The organism is Enterobacter chuandaensis (genome assembly GCF_003594915.1).
Lineage (GTDB): Bacteria > Pseudomonadota > Gammaproteobacteria > Enterobacterales > Enterobacteriaceae > Enterobacter > Enterobacter chuandaensis.
In genome coordinates this window covers 63,137-86,009 of sequence record NZ_QZCS01000004.1, presented here as the reverse complement: position 1 = coordinate 86,009, position 22,873 = coordinate 63,137, and the positions used below count along the sequence as shown (strand labels likewise).

The 22,873-nt window shown below is 57.4% G+C and carries 21 protein-coding genes and 3 pseudogenes; 14 read left to right on the top strand and 10 right to left on the bottom strand.

Features of this window, described 5'->3' with window-relative positions:
* Positions 1-9 precede the first annotated feature (9 nt).
* Positions 10-540 (bottom strand): cytochrome b561, encoded by a 531-nt coding sequence (gene cybB, locus D5066_RS07995; RefSeq protein ID WP_119915590.1) that lies wholly within the window; start codon positions 538-540, stop codon positions 10-12.
* A 190-nt stretch (positions 541-730) separates the two neighbouring features.
* Here cybB and gap point away from each other — a divergent pair, with 190 nt between their 5' ends.
* A complete protein-coding gene (gap, locus tag D5066_RS07990) occupies positions 731-1,732 on the top strand; it encodes a type I glyceraldehyde-3-phosphate dehydrogenase (RefSeq protein ID WP_119915589.1) in 1,002 nt (333 codons plus the stop codon).
* A gap of 59 nt (positions 1,733-1,791) precedes the next feature.
* Here gap and D5066_RS07985 read toward each other — a convergent pair whose 3' ends face one another.
* Positions 1,792-2,586: a YdcF family protein gene (locus D5066_RS07985; RefSeq protein ID WP_119915588.1), complete on the bottom strand. Its 795-nt coding sequence runs from the start codon at positions 2,584-2,586 to the stop codon at positions 1,792-1,794.
* A 203-nt stretch (positions 2,587-2,789) separates the two neighbouring features.
* Between D5066_RS07985 and D5066_RS07980 the strand changes: the two genes are divergently transcribed.
* The 4 genes from D5066_RS07980 to D5066_RS07965 all read left to right on the top strand — a co-directional run bounded on the left by D5066_RS07980 (position 2,790) and on the right by D5066_RS07965 (position 7,654).
* Complete coding sequence (locus D5066_RS07980) at positions 2,790-4,442, top strand: MFS transporter (RefSeq protein WP_119915587.1); 1,653 nt, start codon at positions 2,790-2,792, stop codon at positions 4,440-4,442.
* A 22-nt stretch (positions 4,443-4,464) separates the two neighbouring features.
* On the top strand, positions 4,465-5,547 hold the full coding sequence (locus tag D5066_RS07975) for an HlyD family secretion protein (RefSeq protein WP_119915586.1): 1,083 nt from the start codon (positions 4,465-4,467) through the stop codon (positions 5,545-5,547).
* Positions 5,544-6,923, top strand: coding sequence for an efflux transporter outer membrane subunit (locus D5066_RS07970; RefSeq protein ID WP_119915585.1), 1,380 nt, complete (start codon positions 5,544-5,546; stop codon positions 6,921-6,923). Before D5066_RS07975 ends, D5066_RS07970 begins: the two co-directional genes overlap by 4 nt.
* A 71-nt stretch (positions 6,924-6,994) precedes the next feature.
* On the top strand, positions 6,995-7,654 hold the full coding sequence (locus tag D5066_RS07965; protein ID WP_119915584.1) for an O-methyltransferase: 660 nt from the start codon (positions 6,995-6,997) through the stop codon (positions 7,652-7,654).
* 81 nt (positions 7,655-7,735) lie between these two features.
* Here D5066_RS07965 and hrpA read toward each other — a convergent pair whose 3' ends face one another.
* Positions 7,736-11,638, bottom strand: coding sequence for an ATP-dependent RNA helicase HrpA (gene hrpA, locus D5066_RS07960; RefSeq protein WP_119915583.1), 3,903 nt, complete (start codon positions 11,636-11,638; stop codon positions 7,736-7,738).
* A gap of 205 nt (positions 11,639-11,843) precedes the next feature.
* On the opposite strand from hrpA, the gene azoR reads away from it, so the two are divergent.
* On the top strand, positions 11,844-12,449 hold the full coding sequence (gene azoR / locus D5066_RS07955; protein WP_008502313.1) for an FMN-dependent NADH-azoreductase: 606 nt from the start codon (positions 11,844-11,846) through the stop codon (positions 12,447-12,449).
* A 90-nt stretch (positions 12,450-12,539) separates the two neighbouring features.
* Positions 12,540-13,226, top strand: coding sequence for an RluA family pseudouridine synthase (locus tag D5066_RS07950; protein WP_119915582.1), 687 nt, complete (start codon positions 12,540-12,542; stop codon positions 13,224-13,226).
* 7 nt (positions 13,227-13,233) lie between these two features.
* Here D5066_RS07950 and D5066_RS07945 read toward each other — a convergent pair whose 3' ends face one another.
* Positions 13,234-13,773, bottom strand: a complete 540-nt coding sequence (locus tag D5066_RS07945) for a DUF2058 domain-containing protein (RefSeq protein WP_028013071.1) — start codon at positions 13,771-13,773, stop codon at positions 13,234-13,236.
* A 311-nt stretch (positions 13,774-14,084) separates the two neighbouring features.
* Between D5066_RS07945 and D5066_RS07940 the strand changes: the two are divergent.
* The 5 genes and pseudogenes from D5066_RS07940 to D5066_RS07920 form a co-directional block, all read left to right on the top strand.
* A pseudogene (locus D5066_RS07940) lies at positions 14,085-14,900 on the top strand (DUF8093 domain-containing protein); the annotation flags it as partial.
* A 23-nt stretch (positions 14,901-14,923) separates the two neighbouring features.
* Positions 14,924-15,148 (top strand): annotated as a pseudogene (locus tag D5066_RS23045) (DUF4926 domain-containing protein); the annotation flags it as partial.
* A gap of 18 nt (positions 15,149-15,166) precedes the next feature.
* Positions 15,167-15,265, top strand: a pseudogene (locus D5066_RS07930) (type VI secretion system tube protein Hcp); the annotation flags it as partial.
* 179 nt (positions 15,266-15,444) lie between these two features.
* Positions 15,445-16,419, top strand: a complete 975-nt coding sequence (locus D5066_RS07925) for a DUF1852 domain-containing protein (protein ID WP_119915581.1) — start codon at positions 15,445-15,447, stop codon at positions 16,417-16,419.
* Positions 16,420-16,443: 24 nt separating this feature from the next.
* The gene (locus D5066_RS07920; protein WP_119915580.1) at positions 16,444-17,472 is read left to right on the top strand and encodes a methionine synthase; all 1,029 of its coding nucleotides are present in this window, start codon (positions 16,444-16,446) and stop codon (positions 17,470-17,472) included.
* On the opposite strand, the gene D5066_RS07915 is transcribed toward D5066_RS07920, so the two are convergent.
* A complete protein-coding gene (locus D5066_RS07915; RefSeq protein ID WP_119915579.1) occupies positions 17,469-18,407 on the bottom strand; it encodes a LysR family transcriptional regulator in 939 nt (312 codons plus the stop codon). The two genes, D5066_RS07920 and D5066_RS07915, sit on opposite strands and share 4 nt — an antisense overlap.
* Positions 18,408-18,506: 99 nt before the next feature.
* Here D5066_RS07915 and D5066_RS07910 point away from each other — a divergent pair, with 99 nt between their 5' ends.
* The gene (locus D5066_RS07910; protein ID WP_119915578.1) at positions 18,507-18,941 is read left to right on the top strand and encodes a DMT family transporter; all 435 of its coding nucleotides are present in this window, start codon (positions 18,507-18,509) and stop codon (positions 18,939-18,941) included.
* 4 nt (positions 18,942-18,945) lie between these two features.
* Positions 18,946-19,404, top strand: coding sequence for a DMT family transporter (locus D5066_RS07905; protein ID WP_119915577.1), 459 nt, complete (start codon positions 18,946-18,948; stop codon positions 19,402-19,404).
* Between the two features lie 2 nt (positions 19,405-19,406).
* Here D5066_RS07905 and D5066_RS07900 read toward each other — a convergent pair whose 3' ends face one another.
* From D5066_RS07900 to D5066_RS07880, 5 genes are read right to left on the bottom strand one after another with little or no spacing between them, the layout of a single operon-like run.
* Entirely contained in the window at positions 19,407-19,934 is a 528-nt protein-coding gene (locus D5066_RS07900; RefSeq protein WP_119915576.1) for a DUF3833 domain-containing protein, read from the bottom strand.
* The gene (locus D5066_RS07895; protein WP_119915575.1) at positions 19,931-20,455 is read right to left on the bottom strand and encodes a chalcone isomerase family protein; all 525 of its coding nucleotides are present in this window, start codon (positions 20,453-20,455) and stop codon (positions 19,931-19,933) included. Before D5066_RS07895 ends, D5066_RS07900 begins: the two co-directional genes overlap by 4 nt.
* Complete coding sequence (locus D5066_RS07890; RefSeq protein ID WP_119915574.1) at positions 20,452-20,937, bottom strand: DUF2878 domain-containing protein; 486 nt, start codon at positions 20,935-20,937, stop codon at positions 20,452-20,454. The genes D5066_RS07895 and D5066_RS07890 overlap by 4 nt, the downstream gene beginning before the upstream one ends.
* Complete coding sequence (locus D5066_RS07885; RefSeq protein ID WP_119915573.1) at positions 20,934-22,154, bottom strand: SAM-dependent methyltransferase; 1,221 nt, start codon at positions 22,152-22,154, stop codon at positions 20,934-20,936. Before D5066_RS07885 ends, D5066_RS07890 begins: the two co-directional genes overlap by 4 nt.
* Positions 22,151-22,873 (bottom strand): DUF1365 domain-containing protein, encoded by a 723-nt coding sequence (locus D5066_RS07880; RefSeq protein WP_119915572.1) that lies wholly within the window; start codon positions 22,871-22,873, stop codon positions 22,151-22,153. Before D5066_RS07880 ends, D5066_RS07885 begins: the two co-directional genes overlap by 4 nt.

Sequence of the window (22,873 nt, the reverse complement as noted above, 5' to 3'; positions counted from 1 at the left end):
CGTTATAGACTACTGACGCTTTTTCGGCATCATGCGCAGGAGGGTGTTATCTTTCCAGAAATAGTGATGCATCAGCGCCGCCGCCGCGTGCAGGCCAATCACAAAATAGCCCAGGTTCGCCAGCGTCTCGTGCCACTCTTTCAGCACATCCACCAGGTCAAAATTCCCCTCCGCCGCGTGCGGCATCAGCATCCCGAAGGCAAACCAGTCATTTCCGCGGTTATACATCATCACAATGCCAATCAGCGGCAGCGCAATAAAAAGCAGATAAACGATCAAATGCCCAAGGTGGGACATACCGGTGATCATCGCTTTGGGTTTCGGCTGAATAGGTGGAGCGGGAAACTTCAGGCGGATCAGCAATCGCGCCACCATCAACACCAGAACCGAGATGCCGCAGGAGACGTGGATCATGTTGATAAGCGGGCGGTCGGTACGCGGGAAAAAGCCTCTGAACTCCATCGCGCAGTAGGCGACGACGATTAACATAAACACCAGCCAGTGAATCGCGATTTGCAGGCTTGTATATTTAGTGCGCATGGGATTTCCTGAAAAAAAACAGTTACCGCGCCAACATAATCTCCTTTCCTTAAAAATTCATTAACTTTTCTGTATGGTTTTTCAATTACTTCCTCCCGTATGAAGCATCTTCAATTGCCGCCCTTCCCGTGATGGTCTAAGCCTGGATGAGTTCAAACGGTCGTATCGACACATTTACCAGGAGAATGCTATGAGTAAAATTGGTATTAACGGATTTGGACGCATTGGACGCCTTGTACTGCGCCGCCTTCTTGAAACCCAGGACAGCAACACCGTTGTCGCCATCAACGATCTCACCTCCCCGAAAGTCCTGGCCTACCTGCTCAGGCATGATTCCAACTACGGTGGCTTCCCGTGGAGCGTGGATTTCACCGAGGATGCGCTGATTGTGGACGGTAAAACCATTGCGGTGTACGCCGAAAAAGAGGCGAAGCATATACCGTGGAAAGCCGCTGGCGTGGATATCGTCGTGGAGTGCACCGGCTTTTATACCTCAGAAGAGAAATCGCGGGCGCACCTCGATGCCGGCGCGAAGAAGGTGCTGATCTCAGCGCCGGCGGGCGACATGAAGACCATCGTCTATAGCGTGAATGACGACACCATTGACGCCGCAGATACCATTATCTCCGTCGCGTCCTGCACCACCAACTGCCTCGCCCCGCTGGCAAAAGCCCTGAACGACGCGTTTGAAATTAAAGTGGGCACCATGACCACCATTCATGCCTATACCGGCACCCAGGCGCTGGTAGATGGCCCGCGCGGGAAAGATCTCCGCGCCTCGCGGGCGGCGGCAGAAAATATTATTCCGCATACCACCGGTGCGGCAAAAGCTATCGGGCTGGTGATCCCGGCGCTCAGCGGTAAGCTCAAAGGCCACGCGCAGCGCGTGCCGGTTAAAACCGGCTCCGTGACCGAACTGGTCGCGATTCTGGGCAAGAAAGTGACCGTCGAGGAGATCAACGCCTCGCTGAAAAAGGCGACCCAGGGGAATAAATCGTTCGGGTATACCGATGACGAGATTGTCTCTTCAGATGTGATTGGCTCGCATTATGGCTCGGTATTTGACGCCACCCAGACCGAGGTGTCTGAAGCGGGCGAGCTACAGCTGGTGAAAGCCGTCGCGTGGTATGACAACGAGTACGGTTTCGTTACCCAACTGGTGCGCACGCTGGATAAGTTTGCGGCGCTGTGATTTCCACCCCCCCCTCACCCTAACCCTCTCCCCAAAGGGGCGAGGGGATTGTTCCGTGCCTAAATTATTTTACGTGCGCTCTTCAGGACAGGATCCTGCTGTAGCTGTTTCCACGCGGCAGTCACCGCCTCCGGAAAGGCAACGTGAGCGATATAATCACGCCCGGCCGGGCCATAGCCGTTAACGTCATCATACAGCCGCGGCAGCTCACCCAGAACCAGTGAAAGGTAGCGCTCAACGGGCCACAGCCCGGCGTTGCCCCCGATAAATTCCATGCACTCTTTGCCGTTTTGCAGCATCGGCGTAAACCCGGGATGGCTTATCCACTGCGGTGAGGCGGGCTCATCGCGGCACACGCGGGCAAAGGTCGCCATCGTGCGGCGCTGCATCGTCGGGTCCTGCACCACCAGCATGCGTCCACCAGTCTGCTGGTGCTGTTTCAGCATGTTCCAGCTAAAACGCGCGTTTTCACCGCAGTTGGTGGATCCGTCTTCAATCCACAGGCGCGCCTCGGGGATCTGCCAGAACTCCCGCGCAATGTCGGCAAGAATACGCGCTTCCGATCGCCCGTCGACCGGTACGGTGTGATATCGCGGGTGATGGCGGATAGCCTCATATAAAAACGTGGTCGAATGGCCAATGCCACCGCTAATCAGCAGCGGCACCTCTTTCATCGCGGCAATACGGCAGGCGGCGTCGATGGTCGGGATCACCGCGTTTCCTGCCAGAATTACCGCGTCAATGTCCGGGAGTTGCCGGCTGCCGCTCAGGTCGTCCTGCGCCAGCCATTCACCGACAGTATTGATGGCCGCCAGCGTGGCATCCGGCAGGATGGGGAAATGGGTCTGATCCATGGTGAACTCCTCCTCTCTGTCCCTTCAGGGTAGCGGCTTCAGTTTCTCAACACAACGGCGACCTCGGGCCGCTCTTTTTCCTTAAACTTTTCCCTCAACATTTGATTAACATACATAAATCATATTCACTTGAATTATCTTTTGCGGCAGACGTAGAATCCCCAGCCTGCTAATTATTCCACTTTTCTAAGGTAACCGACGTTATGCGCCTGCCCGAACGCGACCCTTATGCTCCTCGCGAGTGGCAGCCACATGAGAAACCCGCCCTGCTGGGTTCGCCCTCCACACCCGAACACAGTACGCCAAAACGCATTGCCTACGGCGTGGTTGGCCTGCTGGTGTGCCTGACGGGGGCGCTGGGTAATGCGGTGGTGACCGCCAACCTGCAAAACCTGCAGGGAACCTTCGGGGCCTGGTCGACTGAAATCGCCTGGCTGCCCGCGGTCTACGTCATGACCAACATCTCCATCAACCTGCTGCTGGTCAAGTTCCGCCAGCAGTACGGACTGCGCGCCTTCACCGAAGGTTTTCTGGTGCTGTACGTGCTGGTCACGTTTTTCCACCTGTTCGTTAACGACCTCAGCTCCGCGCTGATGGTGCGCGCCGCGCACGGGATGGTGGCCGCAGCGCTCAGTTCGCTGGGGATTTACTACCAGATCCAGGCCTGGCCTGCGAAGCACCGCCTGAAGGCGCTCACCATCGGGATTACCGGGTCGTCGCTCGCCATTCCGCTGGCGCGCCTGTTTTCCACCGAACTTCTCCAGCTGGACGAGTGGCGTGGCCTCTATTTCTTTGAACTGGGGCTGGCGCTGATCTCCCTGGCCTGCGTAATCGCCTTAAAGCTGCCGCCGGGTGACCGACGCAAGGTCTTTGAGAAGAAAGACTTTATCACCTTCTTTTTACTGGCCCCCGGGATGGCCCTGCTCTGCGCCGTGCTCTCGTTAGGCCGTCTTGACTGGTGGTTCGAGGCGCCGTGGATCGGCTGGTCGCTGGCGCTATCGCTGGTGCTGATTGTTTCCGCCATCGTGTTTGAACATAACCGCGCCAACCCGCTGCTGAACACCCGCTGGCTGTCGAGCGGCAGCATCGTCCGTCTGGGGCTCATTATGCTGCTGATCCGTATCGTGCTGGCAGAGCAAAACACCGGCGTCATCGGCTGGCTGCAGTATGTTGGGTTACAGAATGAGCAGATGACCCACCTGGCGTGGTCCATTTTCGCCGGGATCGTCTGCGGGATCGTCACCAGCTGTCTCACGATTAAGCCTACCAAACTGGCGTGGCCAATCATCACCTCTCTGGCGCTGATGATTGTGGCCTCGCTGCTGGACAGCCAGTCCAATAACCTGACCCGTCCTGATCAGCTGATGGTCAGCCAGTTCCTGCTGGGCTTTGGCAGCGCCTTCTTCCTGGCGCCAGCCATGCTGGCCGCCATTGGCGGGGTGATTGCCGACCCGCGCAACCTCGTCAGCTTCTCAGTGATGTTTGGCATGAGCCAGAACCTTGGCGGCCTGCTGGGTTCCGCGATCCTCGGCACCTTCCAGACCTGGCGCGAGAAATACCACTCCAGCCTGCTCGCAGACCAGCTCACCACGCTCAACCCGCTGGTCAACGAGCGGATTCAGCTTTATACCCAGATGTATAAAAGCCTGATTGGCGACAGTTCGCTGCTGGGAACGCAGGCGATAACGCAGCTGCAAACGGTCACCACGCTGGAGGCGAATATTCTGGCTTACAACGATACTTATCTGCTGACGGCGAGCATTGCAGCCGCCACGCTGGTCTGGATTTTATGGCGCTTGCTGCGCCTGCGCATCACTGCCCGTATGGCGCTGAAGAACGCCACCGGCAACAAATAATTGTAATATTTCTGGAGAATGTATGAGTCAGCAGGATGCCGCCAAAGAGCAGGCCAACACCCGCAAAAATGTGCGCATTGTTTCCGTTTTCACCGCCGCCGCCATCGGTATTGTCGGCGTGCTGGTGATCCTCTACGCGTGGCAGCTACCGCCGTTCACCCGCCACGCGCAGTTTACCGACAACGCCTACGTGCGCGGTCAGACGACGTTTATCAGCCCTCAGGTGAATGGCTATATCACCGAGGTGAAGGTTCAGGACTTTGTGCAAGTTAAAAAAGGCGACCTGCTGCTGCAGATTGATGACCGTATTTATCGTCAGCGCGTCCATCAGGCCGAGGCGCAGCTGGCGATGAAAATTGCCGCCCTCAATAACAACCTGCAGCAGCGTAAAAGTGCCGAAGCGACCATCGCCAAAAATGAAGCCGCGCTGAAAAATGCCCGCGCCCAGAGCCTGAAAACCCAGGCGGATTTAAAGCGCGTGAAGGATCTGACGGCTGACGGTTCGCTCTCCATTCGCGAACGCGATGCCGCGCTGGCCAGTGCGGCCCAGGGCAGCGCGGATATCGATCAGGCGAAAGCCACGCTTGAGATGTCGCGTCAGGATCTGCAGACGGTGATTGTGAACCGCGGGGCGCTGGAGGCGGACGTCGAAAACGCCAAAGCGGCGCTGGAGCTGGCGCAGATTGACCTGCAAAACACCCGCATTATCGCCCCGCGCGACGGCCAGCTGGGCCAGATCGCCGTGCGTCTTGGCGCGTATGTCACCGCCGGAACACATCTGACAACGCTGGTTCCGTCGCAACACTGGGTGATCGCCAATATCAAAGAGACCCAGCTGGCGGAGCTGCGCGTCGGTCAGCCGGTGAAATTCACCGTCGATGCCCTGAACGACAAAGCGTATCAGGGCCGCGTAGAGAGCATCTCCCCGGCTACCGGCGTTGAGTTCAGCGCCATCACGCCGGACAACGCCACCGGGAACTTTGTCAAAATCGCCCAGCGTATTCCGGTGCGCATCGAGGTGCTCGGCAAGCCTGAAGAGTCTGCGCTGCTGCGCCCGGGCATGTCGGTGCAGGTGACGATTGATACGCGGGAGGCGAAGCCATGACCCTCCGCCCGATAGCCGCGCTGGTGCTGGCGGTAACGCTGGCCGGATGCCAGTCCGTCGACGTAAAACCGGCGCAGCCGACGCTGCACATCCCTGCGCAGTGGCGCGCCGATTCCGGCCCTGCCAGCCCGGCGGAACAGCTCTGGTGGCGCAATTTCCATGACAACAATCTTAACCGGTATGTGGATCGGGCGCTGAAGAACAACAGCGATGTGCTGATCGCCCGCGAGCGGATAAACGAGTATCAGGCGCGGGTCTTTGCCGCCGACGGCAGCCTGTTTCCGTCGCTTGACGCGGGCGTAACCGGAACGCGCGCCCGTTCGCAATCTGCCGCCACCGGGCTACCGGTCTACGGCACGCTGTACAGAGGTAGCCTGACGGCGAGCTATGACGTTGATCTCTGGGGCGTCAACCGCAGTACGTCCAATGCCGCGGAGGCCTCGCTGGAAGCGCAAAAAGCCGCTGCCGCCGCCGCAGATTTGACGGTCGCGTCGTCCGTTGCGTCCGGGTATGTCACCCTGCTCTCGCTTGACGAGCAACTGCGGGTGACCGAATCGACGCTGAAAGCGCGTGAAGAGGCATTTAACCTTGCGAAACGCCAGTTTGAGACGGGCTACAGCTCGCGCCTGGAGCTGATGCAGTCGGATTCCGAACTGCGCTCAACGCGAGCGCAGGTGCCGGTGCTGCAGCATCAGATTGCGCAGCAGGAGAACGCCCTGAGCCTGCTGCTGGGAAGCAACCCCGGCGCGGTGGTGCGCAGCAAAAGTTTTGAAACGTTGACGCCGCTCACCCTGCCGTCGCAGCTGCCCTCCACGCTCCTGAACCGTCGGCCGGATATCGTTCAGGCTGAACGACAGCTGGTTGCGGCTGACGCCTCGCTTGCCGCGTCACACGCCAGCCTGCTGCCGTCGATCAACCTGACCGCAACCGGATCGATACAGGATCGCACCCTTTCCGGCCTGCTGGACAACCCGCTTCAGCTCTGGAGCGCAGGCGGCAGTATTCTCGCCCCGCTGCTTAACCGCCAGGCGCTGAATGCGCAGGTGGATATTTCCCAGTCCCAGCGTAACCAGGCGCTATATGCGTATGAAAAAACCGTGCGTAACGCGTTTGCCGAAGTGAACAACAGCCTTGACGCTATTACGCGCTATCAGGAACAGCTGACGGAGCTGCTTGCCCAGCAGGATGTGGCGCAGGAGACGCTGCGCATTGCGCAGAACCGCTATGGCAACGGCTACTCCTCCTATCTTGACGTGCTGGACGCGCAGCGCACGCTGTTCTCGGTGCAAACCAGCGTCGTGCAGGTGAAAAATAACCTGCTGCTGGCGCAGATTGATTTGTATAAGGCGCTGGGCGGGGGCTGGGTCAGTGCCTGAAAACCTGCCCGGTGGCGCTTCGCTTACCGGGCGTACATTTCGCATCCGGTAATCCCACAAGGAGTCAATCTATGCAACAACAATGGTCTGCAGTAGATAATTACATGATTTCTTCGCTTATCCCTGAGGATGAGGTTCTTGAGAAGGTTCTTGAAAACAACAAACGCGCCGGGTTACCTGAACACGATGTCGCCGCCAATCAGGGGCAACTGCTGGCGCTGTTCGTGCGCATGACGCAGGCAAGACGCATTCTTGAGATCGGGACGCTGGGTGCCTATAGCTCAATCTGGATGGCGCGCGCCCTGCCGCCGGACGGAAAGCTGATTACGCTTGAGGCTGACCCGACGCATGCCGATGTTGCCCGCCAGAATATTCGCCTCGCGGGGCTAAGCGATCGTATTGAATTAATAGAAGGCCCGGCGCTGAAGTCGCTGGAGAATTTCGGCGACGTTCTGCCGTTTGACCTGATCTTTATTGATGCCGATAAGCCGAACAATCCCGGCTATCTGGAGTGGTCGCTGCACTACTCCCGCCCGGGTACGGTGATTATCGGCGATAACGTGGTGCGCGACGGCGAGGTCATTAACGGGGAAAGCGACGACGCGCGCGTGCTGGGCGTGCGGCGTTTTATTGAGATGACTGGAGATACCCCCCGCTTAACCGCCACCGCGCTGCAAACGGTGGGGATTAAGGGTTGGGATGGGTTTACGCTGGCGATTGTAGAACAATAACCAGCCGGGTGGCGGCTACGCCTTACCGGGCCTACCAGTTCTCCCGTAGGCCCGGTAAGCGCAGCGCCACCGGGCAAGGGTTTAACCGGAAATCTGCTCCATCGCCTGCAGAATACGCTTATCCGAAATCGGATACGGCGTACCGAGCTGCTGGGCAAAGAAGCTGACGCGCAGCTCCTCGATCATCCAGCGGATCGCCTGCACGTCTTCATCGTCGCGGCGAGCTGGCGGCAGCTTGTTTAACCACTGCTGCCACGCCTGCTGCACGCTCTCCACTTTCAGCATCTGTGCGCGATCGCGGTGCGGATCGATAGCCATCTTCTCCAGCCGTTTTTCAATTGCCTGCAGATAACGCAGCGTATCGCCGAGACGGTTGAAGCCATTGCCGGTAACAAAGCCGCGGTAAACCAGTCCCGCCATCTGCGCCTTCACGTCCGACAGCCCCAGTGCCATGGTCATATCCACGCGCCCCTTCAGGCGCTTGTTGATATTGAACACGGCGGTGAGGATCTGCTCGACCTGTTTGGCTATCTCCACCACGGTGTCGTTCAGCTCCGCGCGCACCTTTTCATGCAGCTGAGCAAAGCCCTCTTCCGTCCAGACCGGGCCGCCCGCCTCGTGGATCAGCTTGTCGACGCCGCATGAGATGCAGTCGTCAATCAGATCCAGCACCTTGCCGTACGGGTTAAAGTAGAGCCCCAGCTTGGCTTTGTTCGGCAGCTTCTCGTGCAGATACTTGATCGGCGACGGGATGTTGAGCAGCAGCAGGCGACGCAACCCGCGCCACATCATCTGCTGCTGTTCCTGCGGGTTATCAAACAGTTTGATCGCCACGCTGTCGCGCTCGTCCACCAGCGCGGGCCAGGCTTTGACCTTATAGTTGCCGCGCTTCTGCTCATAGCTTTCCGGAAGCTGACCAAAGCTCCAGATATGCAGCCCGCTCTGCTCAATGCCGTCATCGGCCACCGCAGAGAGCGTCTCCTGGACTTTACCTTTCAGCGCCTCTTTCAGCTCCGTCAGAGAACGGCCTTCCTGCAGCTTTTTGTTTTTGTCGTCCACCACGCGGAAGCTGATTTTCAGGTGATCGGGCACCTGATCCCAGTTCCAGTCTTCGCGGTCGATGGTGGTGCCGGTCATGCGGCGGAACTCGCGCTCAAGCGCGTCCAGCAGCGGCATCTCCAGCGGCGTGACGCGGCCTAAAAATGCTTCCGCATAGTTTGGCGCAGGCACAAAGTTTCGGCGCACCGGTTTCGGCAGGGATTTGATCAGTGCAATCACCAGCTCGCGGCGCAGGCCGGGAATTTGCCACTCGAACCCGCTCTCCTCCACCTGGTTCAGCAGCGGCAGCGGAATGTGGACGGTCACGCCGTCCGCGTCCGTGCCCGGCTCAAACTGATAGGTCAAACGCAGCTTGAGGTTGCCCTGATGCCAGAAGTTCGGGTAGTCGAGCTTGCTGACCGACTCCGCTCCTTCCTTAATCAACATGCTCTTTTCAAAGTTGAGCAGGTCCGGCGTCTCTTTACTGGCCTTTTTCCACCAGCTGTCGAAGTGGCGGGCAGAGATAACGTCGTGGCTGATGCGCTGGTCGTAAAACTCAAACAGCGCCTCATCGTCCACCAGAATGTCGCGGCGGCGGGATTTGTGCTCAAGCTCTTCCACCTCGGCGCGCAGCTTCAGGTTTTCACGGAAGAACGCGTGGCGCGTCTGCCAGTCGCCCTCCACCAGCGCGTGGCGGATAAACAGCTCGCGGCTGAGCGCCGGGTCAATCTGGCTATAGTTGACCTTACGCGCGGCGACCACCGGCAGGCCGTAAACGGTCACCTTCTCGGTCGCCATCACCGCGCCCTGCGCGCGCTCCCAGTGTGGTTCACTGTACGAGCGTTTCAGCAGGTGCTGAGCCACCGGCTCGACCCATTCCGGATCGATGCGCGCGGCAATGCGCCCCCACAGGCGGCTGGTTTCCACCAGCTCGGCGACCATGGTCCACTTCGGCGGCTTCCTGAACAGGCCGGAACCCGGGAAGATGGAGAAACGGGCGTTGCGCGCGCCGGTATATTCCTGCTTATCCGCATCCTTCATCCCGATATGGGACAGCAGGCCGGTCAGCAGCGCGATATGAATTTCGCGGTACTCCGCCGGTTCGCTGTTCACCGGAATGCCCAGCTCTTTCACCACCTGGCGCAGCTGGGTGTAGATATCCTGCCACTCGCGCACGCGCAGGTAGTTGAGGAAATCCACGCGGCACTGGCGGCGGAACTGATTCGAAGAGAGCGCTTTCTGCTGCTCGCCGAGGTAGTTCCACAGGTTCACAAAGGCCAGGAAATCAGACTCTTTATCGTGGAAGCGACGGTGCTTTTCGTCAGACGCCTGCTGTTTGTCCATCGGGCGCTCGCGCGGATCCTGAATGGAGAGCGCAGACGTAATGATCATCGCCTCGCGCACGCAGCCGTGCTTTTGCGCTTCCAGCACCATGCGCGCCAGACGCGGATCGACCGGCAGCTGGCTGAGCTGGCGGCCCAGCGGCGTCAGCTTATAGGCCGTCACCTGTTCGTCGGTGGTAATCGCGCCCAGCTCTTCCAGCAGGCGCACGCCGTCCTGAATGTTGCGCTTGTCCGGCGCTTCGACGAACGGAAACGCCGCGATGTCGCCCAGCCCCAGCGCGGTCATCTGCAGGATAACGGACGCCAGGTTGGTGCGCAGAATTTCCGGGTCGGTAAATTCCGGGCGCGACAGGAAATCATCTTCGGAATAGAGACGAATACAGATCCCTTCCGACACGCGGCCGCAGCGGCCTTTACGCTGGTTAGCGGACGCCTGCGAGACCGGCTCAATCGGCAGGCGCTGAACCTTGGTGCGGTAGCTGTAGCGGCTAATGCGCGCCGTGCCCGGGTCGATGACATATTTAATGCCCGGCACGGTCAGCGAGGTCTCGGCCACGTTGGTCGCCAGCACGATGCGGCGTCCACCGTGCGGCTGGAACACGCGGTTCTGCTCGCTGTTCGACAGGCGCGCGTAAAGCGGCAGGATCTCGGTGTGGCGCAGGTCGCGCTTGCTGAGCGCATCGGCGGTATCGCGAATTTCGCGCTCGCCGCTCATAAAGATCAGGATGTCGCCCGCGCTTTCGTTGCCCAGCTCGTCAACGGCATCGAAGATGGCCTGAAGCTGATCGCGCTCGGTATCATCCGCCTCTTCTACAATCGGGCGATAGCGCACTTCCACGGGATACGTGCGGCCTGACACCTCGATAATCGGCGCATTGTTGAAATGCTTTGAGAAGCGCTCCGGGTCGATGGTCGCGGAGGTAATAATGATTTTCAGATCCGGGCGACGCGGGAGGAGCTCTTTCAGGTAGCCGAGCAGGAAGTCGATGTTCAGGCTGCGCTCGTGCGCTTCATCGATAATGATAGTGTCGTACTGCATCAGCAGGCGATCCTGCTGGATTTCCGCCAGCAGAATACCGTCGGTCATCAGCTTGACCATGGTGTTATCGCTGACGTGGTCGCTGAATCGCACCTTATAACCGATGCAGCCGCCCGGCTCCGTTTGCAGCTCTTCCGCGATACGGTTCGCCACGGTGCGCGCGGCCAGACGACGCGGCTGGGTGTGGCCAATCAGCCCTTTCACCCCGCGCCCCAGCTCCATACAGATCTTCGGCAGCTGGGTGGTTTTCCCCGACCCGGTTTCCCCCGCGACAATCACCACCTGGTGGTCGCGGACGGCCTCAAGGATATCCTGTTTTTTCTGGCTGACGGGGAGGTTTTCCGGGTAGGTAATCGCCGGGCGCGCGGCTTCGCGCAGCACAACCTTCCCAGCCGCCTGTTCAATCTCTTTCGCCATCTCCTGGTAAATGGCCTGTTGTGCATCAGGATTTTTAACCTTCTTCACCCCGTGCAGACGGCGCGCAAAGCGCTGTTTATCGCGCAGCATCAGTGAATCCAGCTGTTGCAGGAGCATCGGGAAGGTTAATTTTTGTTGTTCTGTCATAGCGTTAACGGGCAGTGCACTGCCGGATAAAATCTCTTTTTAATGATTGATATAGAGTACCACATCCGGGCTTTTAGCGCCTTATTCAAAAAATTCGAACATAGACTTCGATATATTGCGCTATCCCTGTGGCAGGATTGTGAATAAAGTGTCAACAAGCAACGGGGCAACCCCCTTCAATCAAATGCAAAAACAGGAATCACCCATGAGCAAAGTATTAGTTTTGAAATCCAGTATTCTGGCAGGGTACTCTCAGTCTGGTCAGCTGTCTGATTACTTCGTTGAACAGTGGCGTGAACAGCATTCTGCGGATGAAATCACCGTGCGTGACCTGGCGGCAAACCCGATTCCTGTGCTCGACGGCGAGCTGGTTGGCGCGCTGCGTCCGAGCGATGCGCCGCTGTCTCCGCGTCAGCAGGAAGCCCTGGCCCTGTCCGACGAGCTGATTGCTGAGCTTCAGGCGCACGACGTTATCGTCATCAACGCGCCAATGTACAACTTCAACATCCCTACCCAGCTGAAGAATTACTTCGACCTGGTGGCGCGCGCTGGCGTAACCTTCCGTTACACCGAGAACGGCCCGGAAGGTCTGGTGAAAGGCAAGCGTGCCATCGTTCTGACCAGCCGTGGCGGTATCCATAAAGATACCCCAACTGACCTGGTTGCGCCGTACCTGAGCCTGTTCCTGGGCTTCATCGGCATCACTGACGTGAACTTCGTGTTCGCGGAAGGTATCGCTTACGGTCCGGAAGTGGCGACCAAAGCGCAGACCGATGCGAAAGCCGCCATCGACAGCCTGGTAGCCGCGTAAGATTTCCCCCTCTCACCGCCCGGTGGGAGGGTTTTTCTTTTCCTCCGCATTTCGTTATCATCCGCTCCCACTCTCCAGCCGGGCGGCCTGATGTCTGCGATTATCGATTCCTTTATTGCCCCACCGTGTCACGACGACATTGAGATCCTCTGGCAGGATGAACATCTGCTGCTGATTAATAAGCCTTCTGGCCTGCTCAGCCTCTCGGGCAAAAACCCGCAAAACATCGATTCTGTCCATTATCGTCTGGTCCAGACGTTCCCCGGCTGCACGCTGGTACACCGTCTGGATTTCGGCACCTCCGGGCTGATGGTGGTTGCGCGCGATAAAGCCATCAACGCGGCGCTCTGTCAGCAGTTCAGCCAGCGCAGCGTGGAGAAAGTTTACAGTGCCCTGCTTTGCGGGCATCTGGAAAATGACGAAGGAATAATAGACGCGCCGATTGCCAAAGACCCGGCGCTGTTCCCGCTGATGTCGATCTGCGCCGTCACGGGTAAACCAGCGCGCTCCCGCTACTGGGTTATTGAACGTTTTTATCAGGGAACGGGCGTGCCGTTAACGCGGGTGGTACTTACGCCGGAAACCGGGCGAACCCATCAGCTGCGCATCCACTGCCAGCAGCTGGGGCACCCTATTCTGGGCTGCGATTTGTATGGCGGTCTTGAATGGCCAGGCGTCGAAACGACGTCCCGGCTGATGCTGCATGCCAGCGAGTTGAATTTTATTCATCCCGTGAGCGGAGAGCCGGTTAACGCCCGTCACGCCGCCCCGTTCTGAATGCGTTTTACCACATCAAATCGTCAGGGATTTTGAAGTCCGCGTACGGATCGTCTTCGTCCTGCTCTTCCTGGCTGAGCGCGCTGTTAAGAACAATGCTGTCGGCATCACGCTGGGCAATTTTATCGGCCACCACCGCCGGGATAATCGCGTACTCACAGTCACCGTTTGCATTCAGCACCAGGCGCGCAATCGCCAGACGGCCGTTGATCAGCTGAGTTTGCGTCTGCTTGTCGACCTCGATTTTTTTGATCAGATTACCGTCGGTGAAGTTAAAGGTGATGTTGCCCTTCGCCACGGTGATGCGGTTCATCTCGATCAGCTGCTTCACCTGGGCTTTAAACTCTTTTGCGAGCACGGCCTGCTTTTGCTGCTCGCTCAGCAGCTTGTCACGCTCGATCTGCGCTTTCTTGTTCTCTTCTACCGCTTCACGCGCCTCACGCGCCTGAACGCGCGATTTCTTTGCCGTGCGCTGCACTTTCGCCGCTTTCTTACTGCTGACCAGGCCCGCTTTCAGCATCTGCTCCTGGAGGGTGAGTTTTGTCATGATTGTTTCTAAACCGGTTGGAAATTTTGGGGATTATAGCGGGAATTGCGGAGCGTGTGCCAGAGAAGTAGGCGCACCGTTTTGTTCGCTGAGTCAGGCTCATTATTCATACAGTATCTACTCTCGTTAATGCATGAAGAGTGGTTAAAAATTGCCAGGTCATTTTCTTAAAAAAAAAGAGCTGTTCGTGAATATGATGTGGATTGAATAATTGTTATCGCTTCAGCCGTATGCTGTTTTTTATTATTAAGAGTATGAAGAAAAAATATGCCCTTAAAAGGAAGAATGATGCTTAACGATAAGGATTCCGCATGTTCCGACTCTACCGGTCACATGATTTAACACGGCAATTAAACCCTGAAGATTTTCAATACATTCTCACGCCAGCAGGTTCGCTGAAAGAGGCGTGTATACATTATGATCTGTCTTATGAAGCAAACGGTCATAGCCTCTCTTTTGGTCTTCCCAAAAGAAAATACAGCATATCTCCACATCAAAAACCATATGAACGACGGCAATGCAGCTACGCAGATCCCATTTATGATCAAGTAGAACGCGAACTTCAAATTGGCTGGCTTGTTGGAGTAGATACCTCCAGGCGCTGGAGCAGCGACAGGAATCCATTTTACATCGACGACAACGGCGATCTGATGTTTACCCTTACAGCCTCATCCTGGCATTCATGGTATAAGGACGAAATCATGAGTGCCTACCGGCACGTTATTGCCGATCGACAAGGCAGGAAGCCTGCTCCCACTCAACGGATGCATTATGATTATTACGGACCAACAACAGCACCATCGGGGAAAACGCTGAATAGTAAAGCTGTGGGCCGACTGCTCGCTGCTGGTGGTGTGTATAACGGCAATATTGAGGGTTTTCATAAAACCGCGCAACAGCTTGGTGGGCATGCTTCAGCCGGTTACGATCAAATCATGAACAATAAAGGGTTAATCATTACGGGCGCCTCCGTTGTGGCAGGATTAACAATGAGCAGGTTGAGCCCTTTAAGCGAAATAGATGAAATATCGGGTCTCAGTAAAATACCCGCGCTAGAAAGTCCATATGTAAAAGGTTTCACATCTGAGAGCGGTACGTTGCTGAACGCTGAACACGCCATTATCGATATTCGTTAAATGAGAAAACAAAAATGAAAAGAGCCGAATTAGACGTTGTGGTTTTAGACGAAGATTTACCGGATGAAGGACTGGTAAAAGGGGCTGTTGGTACGATTGTTATGGTTTTCGATACCCCGACACTGGGCTATCTTGTCGAATTTTGCGACGAAGAAGGAAGAACAATAGCAATGCCTGCTTTGCTACCCGCTCAGCTAAAGAGTTATTTCACTCCTGGCATCCTCAAAACACGGTTGGTTCGCCCTGAATAAAGTGTGATCAAAAGCGTAAGCCTGCAATATGAAAAAATCACCTGGCGCATCGTCGACGGGAACATCATGCACAGCGACGCCTGGAACGAACGTCCTACAGCATAACGCTAAGGGGCTCAATGCCCCTTACTCTCTCACTTCCCTCTCCAGTCTGTGCGCAATACCGTTCATGAACTTCGCTCATGTTGCATTGAAATTAAGTCACTTCCCCTTCGCCGCGGGCTCAGGCATAAATTATGCATTAGTAACTTCTTAGCAACATGAACTTAGGATGCACAACCACAATGAGCAAAGCTTTCACCTATACCCTTAAGCGCAGTTGCTTCGATGAGAATTACAACCCGTCCGAAAATACGCGTACGACCACCAACTTTGCCAACCTGGCGCGCGGGGAAAAACGTCAGGAAAACCTGCGCAATACGCTGGTGATGATCAACAACCGCTTCAACGCTTTAGCGCGCTGGGATAATCCAAACGCCGATCGCTACGCGGTTGAGCTTGAAATCATCTCCGTCGACCTGAACATAGGCGCGGAAAAGTCATTCCCGGCCATTGAGGTTTTGCAGACGTACATTGTCGACAAAAAAAATAACCAGCGCATTGCAGGGATTGTCGGGAATAACTTCTCCTCTTACGTACGGGACTATGATTTCAGCGTTCTGCTGCTGGAACACAATAAGAATCAGCAGCACTTCACTGTTCCGGAAAAGTTTGGCGAACTTCACGGCAATATCTTCCGTCATTTTATGAATTCGCCGGAATACAAAGAGAACTTCAGAAAGGGCCCGGTGATTTGCCTGAGCGTCTCCAGCAAAGACACCTACCGCCGTACCGGTAACCAGCATCCGGTGCTGGGTATGGAGTACGCGCCGGACGGCGAGTCGTTAACGGAACTGTACTTCGCCAAAATGGGCCTGAATGTTCGCTATTTCATGCCGGAAAACAGCGTGGCACCCTTCGCTTTCTTCTACACCGGGGACTTGCTGAACGATTACACCGATCTGGAACTGATCGCCACCATCAGCACCATGGAAACATTCCAGAAAATCTACCGTCCGGAAATCTATAACGCGAACTCGGCGGCGGGTCTGTACTACCGCCCGGATCTGAACCAGCAGGATCATTCATTAACCAAAATTGTGTATGACCGCGAAGAGCGAAGCCGACTGGCGATTGAACAGGGCCGATTTACCGAAGCGTATTTCATTAAGCCTTACCAACATATTCTTGAGCAGTGGTCTGATAACTACACGCTTTAATTCATCAAAAAAAGGTCTTTTATTATGAAAACATTGCTCCCGACCTCTACGGCTGGCAGCCTGCCTAAGCCAACCTGGCTTGCGCAACCTGAAACGCTGTGGTCACCGTGGAAACTCCAGAATGATGAATTACTGGCGGGTAAACAGGATGCCCTGCGCCTGTCTCTGGACGAGCAGATCCGTGCGGGCATTGATATCGTCAGCGACGGCGAGCAGACCCGCCAGCACTTCGTCACCACTTTTATTGAACACCTGAGCGGCGTCGATTTTGAAAACCGCCAGACCGTGCGCATTCGTAACCGCTATGACGCCAGCGTGCCCACCGTGGTTTCTGCCGTTGCGCGTCAGAAGCCGGTATTCGTGGACGATGCAAAGTACCTGCGCCAGCTCACGGACAAGCCGATCAAATGGGCCCTGCCGGGGCCGATGACCATGATCGATACCCTCTATGACGATCACTACAAAAGCCGCGAAAAGCTGGCCTGGGAATTTGCAAAAATCCTGAATCAGGAAGCGCGCGAGCTGGAAGCCGCCGGGGTCGATATCATCCAGTTCGACGAGCCTGCGTTTAACGTCTTCTTCGACGAGGTCAACAACTGGGGCATCGCCGCGCTGGAGCGCGCAATCGAAGGGCTGAAGTGCGAAACCGCGGTACACATCTGCTACGGCTACGGCATCAAAGCCAATACCGACTGGAAAAAAACGCTCGGCTCAGAATGGCGACAGTATGAAGAGGCCTTCCCTAAGCTGCAGACTTCTAACATCGACATCATCTCCCTGGAGTGCCATAACTCCCGCGTACCGATGGATCTGCTGGAGCTGATCCGCGGTAAAAAAGTCATGGTCGGAGCGATCGACGTGGCGACGAACCACATCGAAACGCCGGAGGAAGTGGCCGATACGCTGCGCAAAGCGCTGCAGTTTGTCGATGCCGACAGGCTGTATCCGTCCACCAACTGCGGTATGGCCCCGCTCTCCCGCCAGGTTGCCAACGGCAAGCTGAAGGCGCTCAGCGCTGGTGCGGAGATTATCCGCAAGGAACTCACCCGCTAACGTTCACGCTGCCAGTACGGCGGCGTGCCGAACAGTTCCACGTAATAATCAATCACCGCCCTGACGTTAAGGGGCGGATGACGCGCGTTCGGGTAAATTGCCGCGATGGTCTGCGGCTCCGTGTTGATCCCGCATTCATGCTCCGGCAGGAACGACACCAGCTCGCCACTTTTTAGCCTTTCACTCACCAGCCAGTCGGGGAACAGTACGATCCCCATCCCCCCCAGCGCGGCAATCAGCAGCGTTTCGGCGTTGTTGGACGTCATCAGCGGCGCAACGGGATAGTGAACCCATGGCGCATCAGGGCGGCGAATAAGCCAGCGGTTAGGCCCGGACGATCCGCGATACACCAGGCAGCTGTGCTGCGTCAGGTCCTCCGGCCCATCAGGCGCGCCGTGCTGTCGCAGGTAGGACGGCGACGCCGCCAGATGATAAAGCTGCTGCCCGAGCACCCGCGCGTGAAACGAGGAGTCCGTCAGCGTGCCGATGCGGAACAGCACGTCGGCGGCATCCCGATGCGGATCGATAAAATCATCGGTGAGCGTCAAATCCAGGGTGAGCCGGGGGTAGCGCGCCGACAGTCCCGCCAGGCCGGGAGCAACGTGCCGCTGTCCAAAAAATACCGGGCAGTTAATGCGAATCAGGCCCGTTGGCTCGATAGACCTCTCATCCAGCTCCCGGCGCGCCTCTTCAAGACTTCCCGCCATCGTCCGGGCGTAGCGAATGAAAAGATGCCCGCTTTCCGTCGGTATCACGGCCCGCGTGTTGCGATAAAAAAGCTGCTGGCCAAGCGCGTCCTCAAGCTGGTGGATGACACGTGAAACCTGTGAAGCGGAGATCCCTTCCCTGCGCGCAACCACGGAGAAATTCTGCGATTCATAAACCGCGATAAAGATCAGCAGCGCGCGAATGCTGATATTTCCGGCATCAATCATTAGTGCATTTCCTGCAATGGTGTTTCCTGCATTATGGCATTTTTCTCACTGCTGATACGCATTATTCTTCATCGCCTGAGCAACGAGAGAGTATGTGCAATGCAACTTATTTTAATTTTACTGGTGATTGCTGGCGGGATGGGACTGTCCATAGAGGCGGGCCTGCTGGGACCGCTGGGCGGCGAAGTGGGTGATTTATGGGCCACGTTCAGCATCTTCGGCGTGGGTGCCGCGCTGACGTTTCTGCTGATGCTGTTTTTCAGCCCGCGCAACAGTCCGTCGTTTTTCGCACAGCCCGGATGGCAGCTGCTCGGCGGGGTGCTTGGCCCGGTGTACGTGGTCATTCTGACTATCGCCACGCCAGCCATCGGTATCGCCATGACGATGATCGGCATACTGGCGGGCCAGGTTTTCAAAAGCCTGATCATTGACCACTTTGGCCTGCTAGGGACGCCGCACAGGAAGATAAACGCAAAACGCATCGTGGCGCTGGTTTTTATTATTGCCGCACTGGTACTGGTCGCACAGGGGTAAACGTATGACACTGATGATGATAATTCTGGCCGTTTGCGGGGGCGCGACGCTGAGCATTCAGGCCGCGATTAACGGACAGCTCGGCAGCAGTGTGGGGGTCTTCAAAAGCGCGTTTCTGACCTTTTCCGTCGGCGCACTGGTGACCGCCCTGCTCATTTTCTTCTTTGAGCCCAGGCAAGCGGTCACGCTGCTGGACGTGCCGAAATGGCAGCTCCTCGGCGCGATGTTTGGCGTGCCCTATATCGTAATAATGGTGCTCGCCGTTCAGCGCATCGGCACCGCCGTCGCCACGGTGGCGGTGATCTTCGGTCAGCTCACCATGAGCATGCTGATTGATAACTTTGGCTGGTTGAACAATCCCGCGATTCCGTTTTCACCGAGCCGTCTGGGCGCGGTGGTTTGCCTGGGGATTGCCCTCTACTTCATTTACTCCAGCAGCAAAACCGGTAATGCCCGCGGCTAAGCTTAGGTCTTACGGGTAAAGAACAGCGTCACCGTGGCGACGGTGACGCCAAATTTCTTCATCTCGGTTTTATTGAACAGATGCGTCTCATCCTGCAGGTACATCCAGTCGTCAAAGTTCAGCAGCCAGGTTATGCCGTTGGCCTTCACATTCATGCTGTAATGCCAGTTAAAGGCGTTGCCTGCGGCCTGCCCGGTGGCAACGCCTTCAATATCTCCTGCCGTTCCCTCGTAGCGGTCGTTCCCCACGCGGCGAATGTGCCAGACCCGCTGCTGTTTTTCGCCATCGTCGTAAACAAAGTGCTCGTTGAGCGTCAGCGTATCGCCGATAACGTCCCCGGCGATCTCAACGTGAAAGCGGCGGATCTGCTTGCCGCTGCGATCCTGCACCATGCCCCACGCTTCGGTTTTACCCTGGAAGTAGTGGAAGATATCCAGCCGCGGCTGCTGCTCGCGATACTCGGTCACCTCGGTGCTGCAGCCAGCCAGCAGCATCGTCAATGCCAGCGCCATCATCAGGATACGTTTCATTTTTGGCCTCCGATCAACTGCTGACGCAGCTCAGGGTATTGCGTGCGGGGATCGAGCCAGATGGCCAGAAAGCGGGTGCTGAACGCTTCCGACTGACGCGGCCCGAGCGGAATAAAGGATGTTTGCGCCATAGACGCGCGGTACCAGAACTGACCCTGCTTATCATTGAGGACAAACGCCAGCTGTGAACCCGGTCGGACATCCGGCCACAGGGACTGGAGCATGCGCAGCCAGGCTTCGCTTTGCGCTTCCTGCGCCAGAATTCCCAGTGCCTGCCACTGATCGCGGGTTGCATCGACCAGCTCATCGCGATCAATATCGCGTGCGTAGGTGATGATCAACGCCAGATCCGGTTCCTCCGCGCGATACCGACCGTCCGGGGTCCGCAGCTGGGAGGTATAGACCGTGAACGGCCCCCAGGTCAGCGTGGCGTCGCCCACCTTTTGCCAGGCCAGCCAGTCGGCGGCCCGGACGGCGGGTGCCGCGATTATCAGGCAAATCAGCAGAGCCATAGCCCTCATTTTTGTCTCCCCATCAGCAGGTGGAAAAACAGCATCAGCACCAGCCAGCCCGGCGCCATCCAGCTGACGACGATAAAGGTCGGCTCCAGAAACGTGATGGCACCCAGCCGCTCGCCAATCAGATACGCCACCGGTCCCCCCACGGCGGCCAGCAGGGTCAGCAGCCAGCCGGGTAACGTGGTGGTGCGCGTCAGCTGCGTCCAGACCGTGGCAAACATCAGCCACAGCGCCACCATCCATAGCGGCATCAGGGCGTCGCCCGTGAAGGCAATCAGCCCCGTCAGCGCCCAGAGCGCATCCAGCAGGCTGCCCGCCGCGGCGAGCCCTACCGCGTACAGACGGTAAGCTGCCGGCAAGGACAGGCACGCCAGGATCGCCAGCCCGAGCCAGATAATCAGGCCCTGTTCGCGAAACATCACCACCAGCGCCCAGTAGAGATCGAACGCCACGGCCAGCAGGAAGACCTGAAGGTAACGTCTCATACGCGCTCGGCGGTGAGCTGCACCACGCTGATGGTGCGGGCGTTAAACCCGGCTTCGCAGTAGCCGAAGTAGTAAAGCCACATCCGGCGGAACCGTTCATCAAAGCCGAGTTTTTCGATCTCCTGCCAGGCGTGGACAAAGCGCTGCCGCCAGTGGGCCAGCGTGCGGGCGTAGTCCGGCCCCATGTCGTAGAGATTGCGTACCACGAAATCGGTGTGGCGCGTCATCAGCTCGTTCATCGCGGTAATGCTCGGCAGGAAGCCGCCGGGGAAAATGTAGCGCTGGATAAAATCGACGCTTTTGCTGTAGTCGCGGTAGCGCTGGTCCTGAATGGTGATGGCCTGAATTGCCATTCGTCCTCCCGGACGCAGCCGCGCCTGACAGGTACGGAAGAATGTGGGTAGATACCGTTGCCCGACGGCTTCGATCATCTCTATCGAGACCAGCTTGTCATACTGTCCGGTCAGATCGCGATAGTCACAGAGCAGTACCTCAACCCGATCCTGCAGCCCGGCGCGGGCAATGCGCTCGGTCGCCCAGATGTATTGCTCCTGCGACAGCGTGGTGGTGGTGACCCGACAGCCGAAGTGGCGGGCCGCGTATTCCGCCATCGCACCCCAGCCGGTGCCAATTTCCAGCAGATGGTCACCGGGGGTTAGCGCCAGCTGGTCACACAGGCGCGCCATTTTGGCCTGCTGCGCCACGGTAAGATCCTGCTCGTCAGCGGTAAACAGCGCGCTGGAATAGAGGAGCTCTTTATCCAGAAAATGGCTATAAAAGGTGTTACCCAGGTCGTAATGGGCGGCAATATTTTCACGCGCCTGCGCGCGAGAATTGCGCCGCGTCCAGTGGCGCAGGCGTTCCAGCGGCCTGCCGAGCAGGCGAAACCCGTTTTCCAGACGTCCGAGCACCTCGCCGTTGAGCGCCAGCAGTTCCAGAAGCGACGTGAGGTGCGCGGTTTCCCATTCGCCATCCATCCAGGCTTCTGCAGCCGCGAGGCTACCGCCCGTTAAGATACGCCAGTAGACACCGGGGGTGAGGATCTGCACCTCGGCATGTCGCGCGGAGGATATCTCGCCAAAATGAAAGGTCTGCGCACCTTCACGCAGCGTGAGCGAGCCGCCGCGAATGCCGCTTAACAGACGGAACAGCAGCCAGCGCGCCACGCGGACGTTGCGCGGGATATCGGGTTCGAGCGCAAAGACGGGATCGGTCATGAGCGTTCACTCCTGCGGACGGGATGGTTATACAGCGGCACGCGCTTGAGCCACAGCCGCAGCGCCTGCCAGTAAATGGCGAGAACGGTTTTCAGGGTCATCAGCGGGATGCGCAGCAGCAGCGAGCGCAGCGCCGGACGGGTCAGAGGCTCCCGGCGCAGGGCCAGCGTGGCGTCAAATACCTTTACTTCCTGATGATTTTCAATGTGCATATGCAGCGTGTTGTCCGGGTTGTTGAAGCGCCAGTGGTAGATCATGTCCATCGGGTTGAAGGGGGAAACGTGAAACGCTTTCTCCGTGGGCTGAGCATTTTGCCCGTCGACCGCGTAATAGTGACGCTCGTTCCACGGCGTGTTGCGCACCTCGGCGAGCACCCAGCGAAGCGTGTTGTCCTGGTCATAGCAGTAGTAAAAATTGACCGGATTGAAATGAAACCCGAAGTAGCGCAACTGCGTCAGAAGCATGACCCGCCCTGCTGGACGTTCCCCGGTCAGGCTCTCCAGCCTGTTCAGTACGTTCTCTTTAAGCGGCGTGCCGAGCGGATAGTCCGCGTCATGGAACGCGGCGGCGGCAAAGCGGTTGCGCCTCACGCCGACGGACGCCAGCAGCGGCAGTTCATCGAGATCCAGCCAGGCCATAAAAACGCCGTAGCTAAATTCGTGGGTTTTCGGCTGAAGGCGGCGGTGACGAAGTACGCCGTGATAGAGGCAGCTGTTCAT

Bases quoted from the DNA above. Each gene is read 5' to 3' on its own strand.
- D5066_RS07915 (WP_119915579.1), bottom strand. From the start codon at position 18,407: ATGATTGATGCCGGAAATATCAGCATTCGCGCGCTGCTGATCTTTATC.
- D5066_RS07975 (WP_119915586.1), top strand. From the start codon at position 4,465: ATGAGTCAGCAGGATGCCGCCAAAGAGCAGGCCAACACCCGCAAAAAT.
- hrpA (WP_119915583.1), bottom strand. From the start codon at position 11,638: ATGACAGAACAACAAAAATTAACCTTCCCGATGCTCCTGCAACAGCTG.
- D5066_RS07970 (WP_119915585.1), top strand. From the start codon at position 5,544: ATGACCCTCCGCCCGATAGCCGCGCTGGTGCTGGCGGTAACGCTGGCC.
- D5066_RS07890 (WP_119915574.1), bottom strand. From the start codon at position 20,937: ATGAGACGTTACCTTCAGGTCTTCCTGCTGGCCGTGGCGTTCGATCTC.
- D5066_RS07880 (WP_119915572.1), bottom strand. From the start codon at position 22,873: ATGAACAGCTGCCTCTATCACGGCGTACTTCGTCACCGCCGCCTTCAG.
- D5066_RS07900 (WP_119915576.1), bottom strand. From the start codon at position 19,934: ATGAAACGTATCCTGATGATGGCGCTGGCATTGACGATGCTGCTGGCT.
- gap (WP_119915589.1), top strand. From the start codon at position 731: ATGAGTAAAATTGGTATTAACGGATTTGGACGCATTGGACGCCTTGTA.
- D5066_RS07980 (WP_119915587.1), top strand. From the start codon at position 2,790: ATGCGCCTGCCCGAACGCGACCCTTATGCTCCTCGCGAGTGGCAGCCA.
- D5066_RS07950 (WP_119915582.1), top strand. From the start codon at position 12,540: ATGTCTGCGATTATCGATTCCTTTATTGCCCCACCGTGTCACGACGAC.
- D5066_RS07920 (WP_119915580.1), top strand. From the start codon at position 16,444: ATGAAAACATTGCTCCCGACCTCTACGGCTGGCAGCCTGCCTAAGCCA.
- D5066_RS07985 (WP_119915588.1), bottom strand. From the start codon at position 2,586: ATGGATCAGACCCATTTCCCCATCCTGCCGGATGCCACGCTGGCGGCC.
- D5066_RS07965 (WP_119915584.1), top strand. From the start codon at position 6,995: ATGCAACAACAATGGTCTGCAGTAGATAATTACATGATTTCTTCGCTT.
- D5066_RS07885 (WP_119915573.1), bottom strand. From the start codon at position 22,154: ATGACCGATCCCGTCTTTGCGCTCGAACCCGATATCCCGCGCAACGTC.
- D5066_RS07925 (WP_119915581.1), top strand. From the start codon at position 15,445: ATGAGCAAAGCTTTCACCTATACCCTTAAGCGCAGTTGCTTCGATGAG.
- cybB (WP_119915590.1), bottom strand. From the start codon at position 540: ATGCGCACTAAATATACAAGCCTGCAAATCGCGATTCACTGGCTGGTG.
- D5066_RS07945 (WP_028013071.1), bottom strand. From the start codon at position 13,773: ATGACAAAACTCACCCTCCAGGAGCAGATGCTGAAAGCGGGCCTGGTC.
- D5066_RS07895 (WP_119915575.1), bottom strand. From the start codon at position 20,455: ATGAGGGCTATGGCTCTGCTGATTTGCCTGATAATCGCGGCACCCGCC.
- azoR (WP_008502313.1), top strand. From the start codon at position 11,844: ATGAGCAAAGTATTAGTTTTGAAATCCAGTATTCTGGCAGGGTACTCT.
- D5066_RS07905 (WP_119915577.1), top strand. From the start codon at position 18,946: ATGACACTGATGATGATAATTCTGGCCGTTTGCGGGGGCGCGACGCTG.
- D5066_RS07910 (WP_119915578.1), top strand. From the start codon at position 18,507: ATGCAACTTATTTTAATTTTACTGGTGATTGCTGGCGGGATGGGACTG.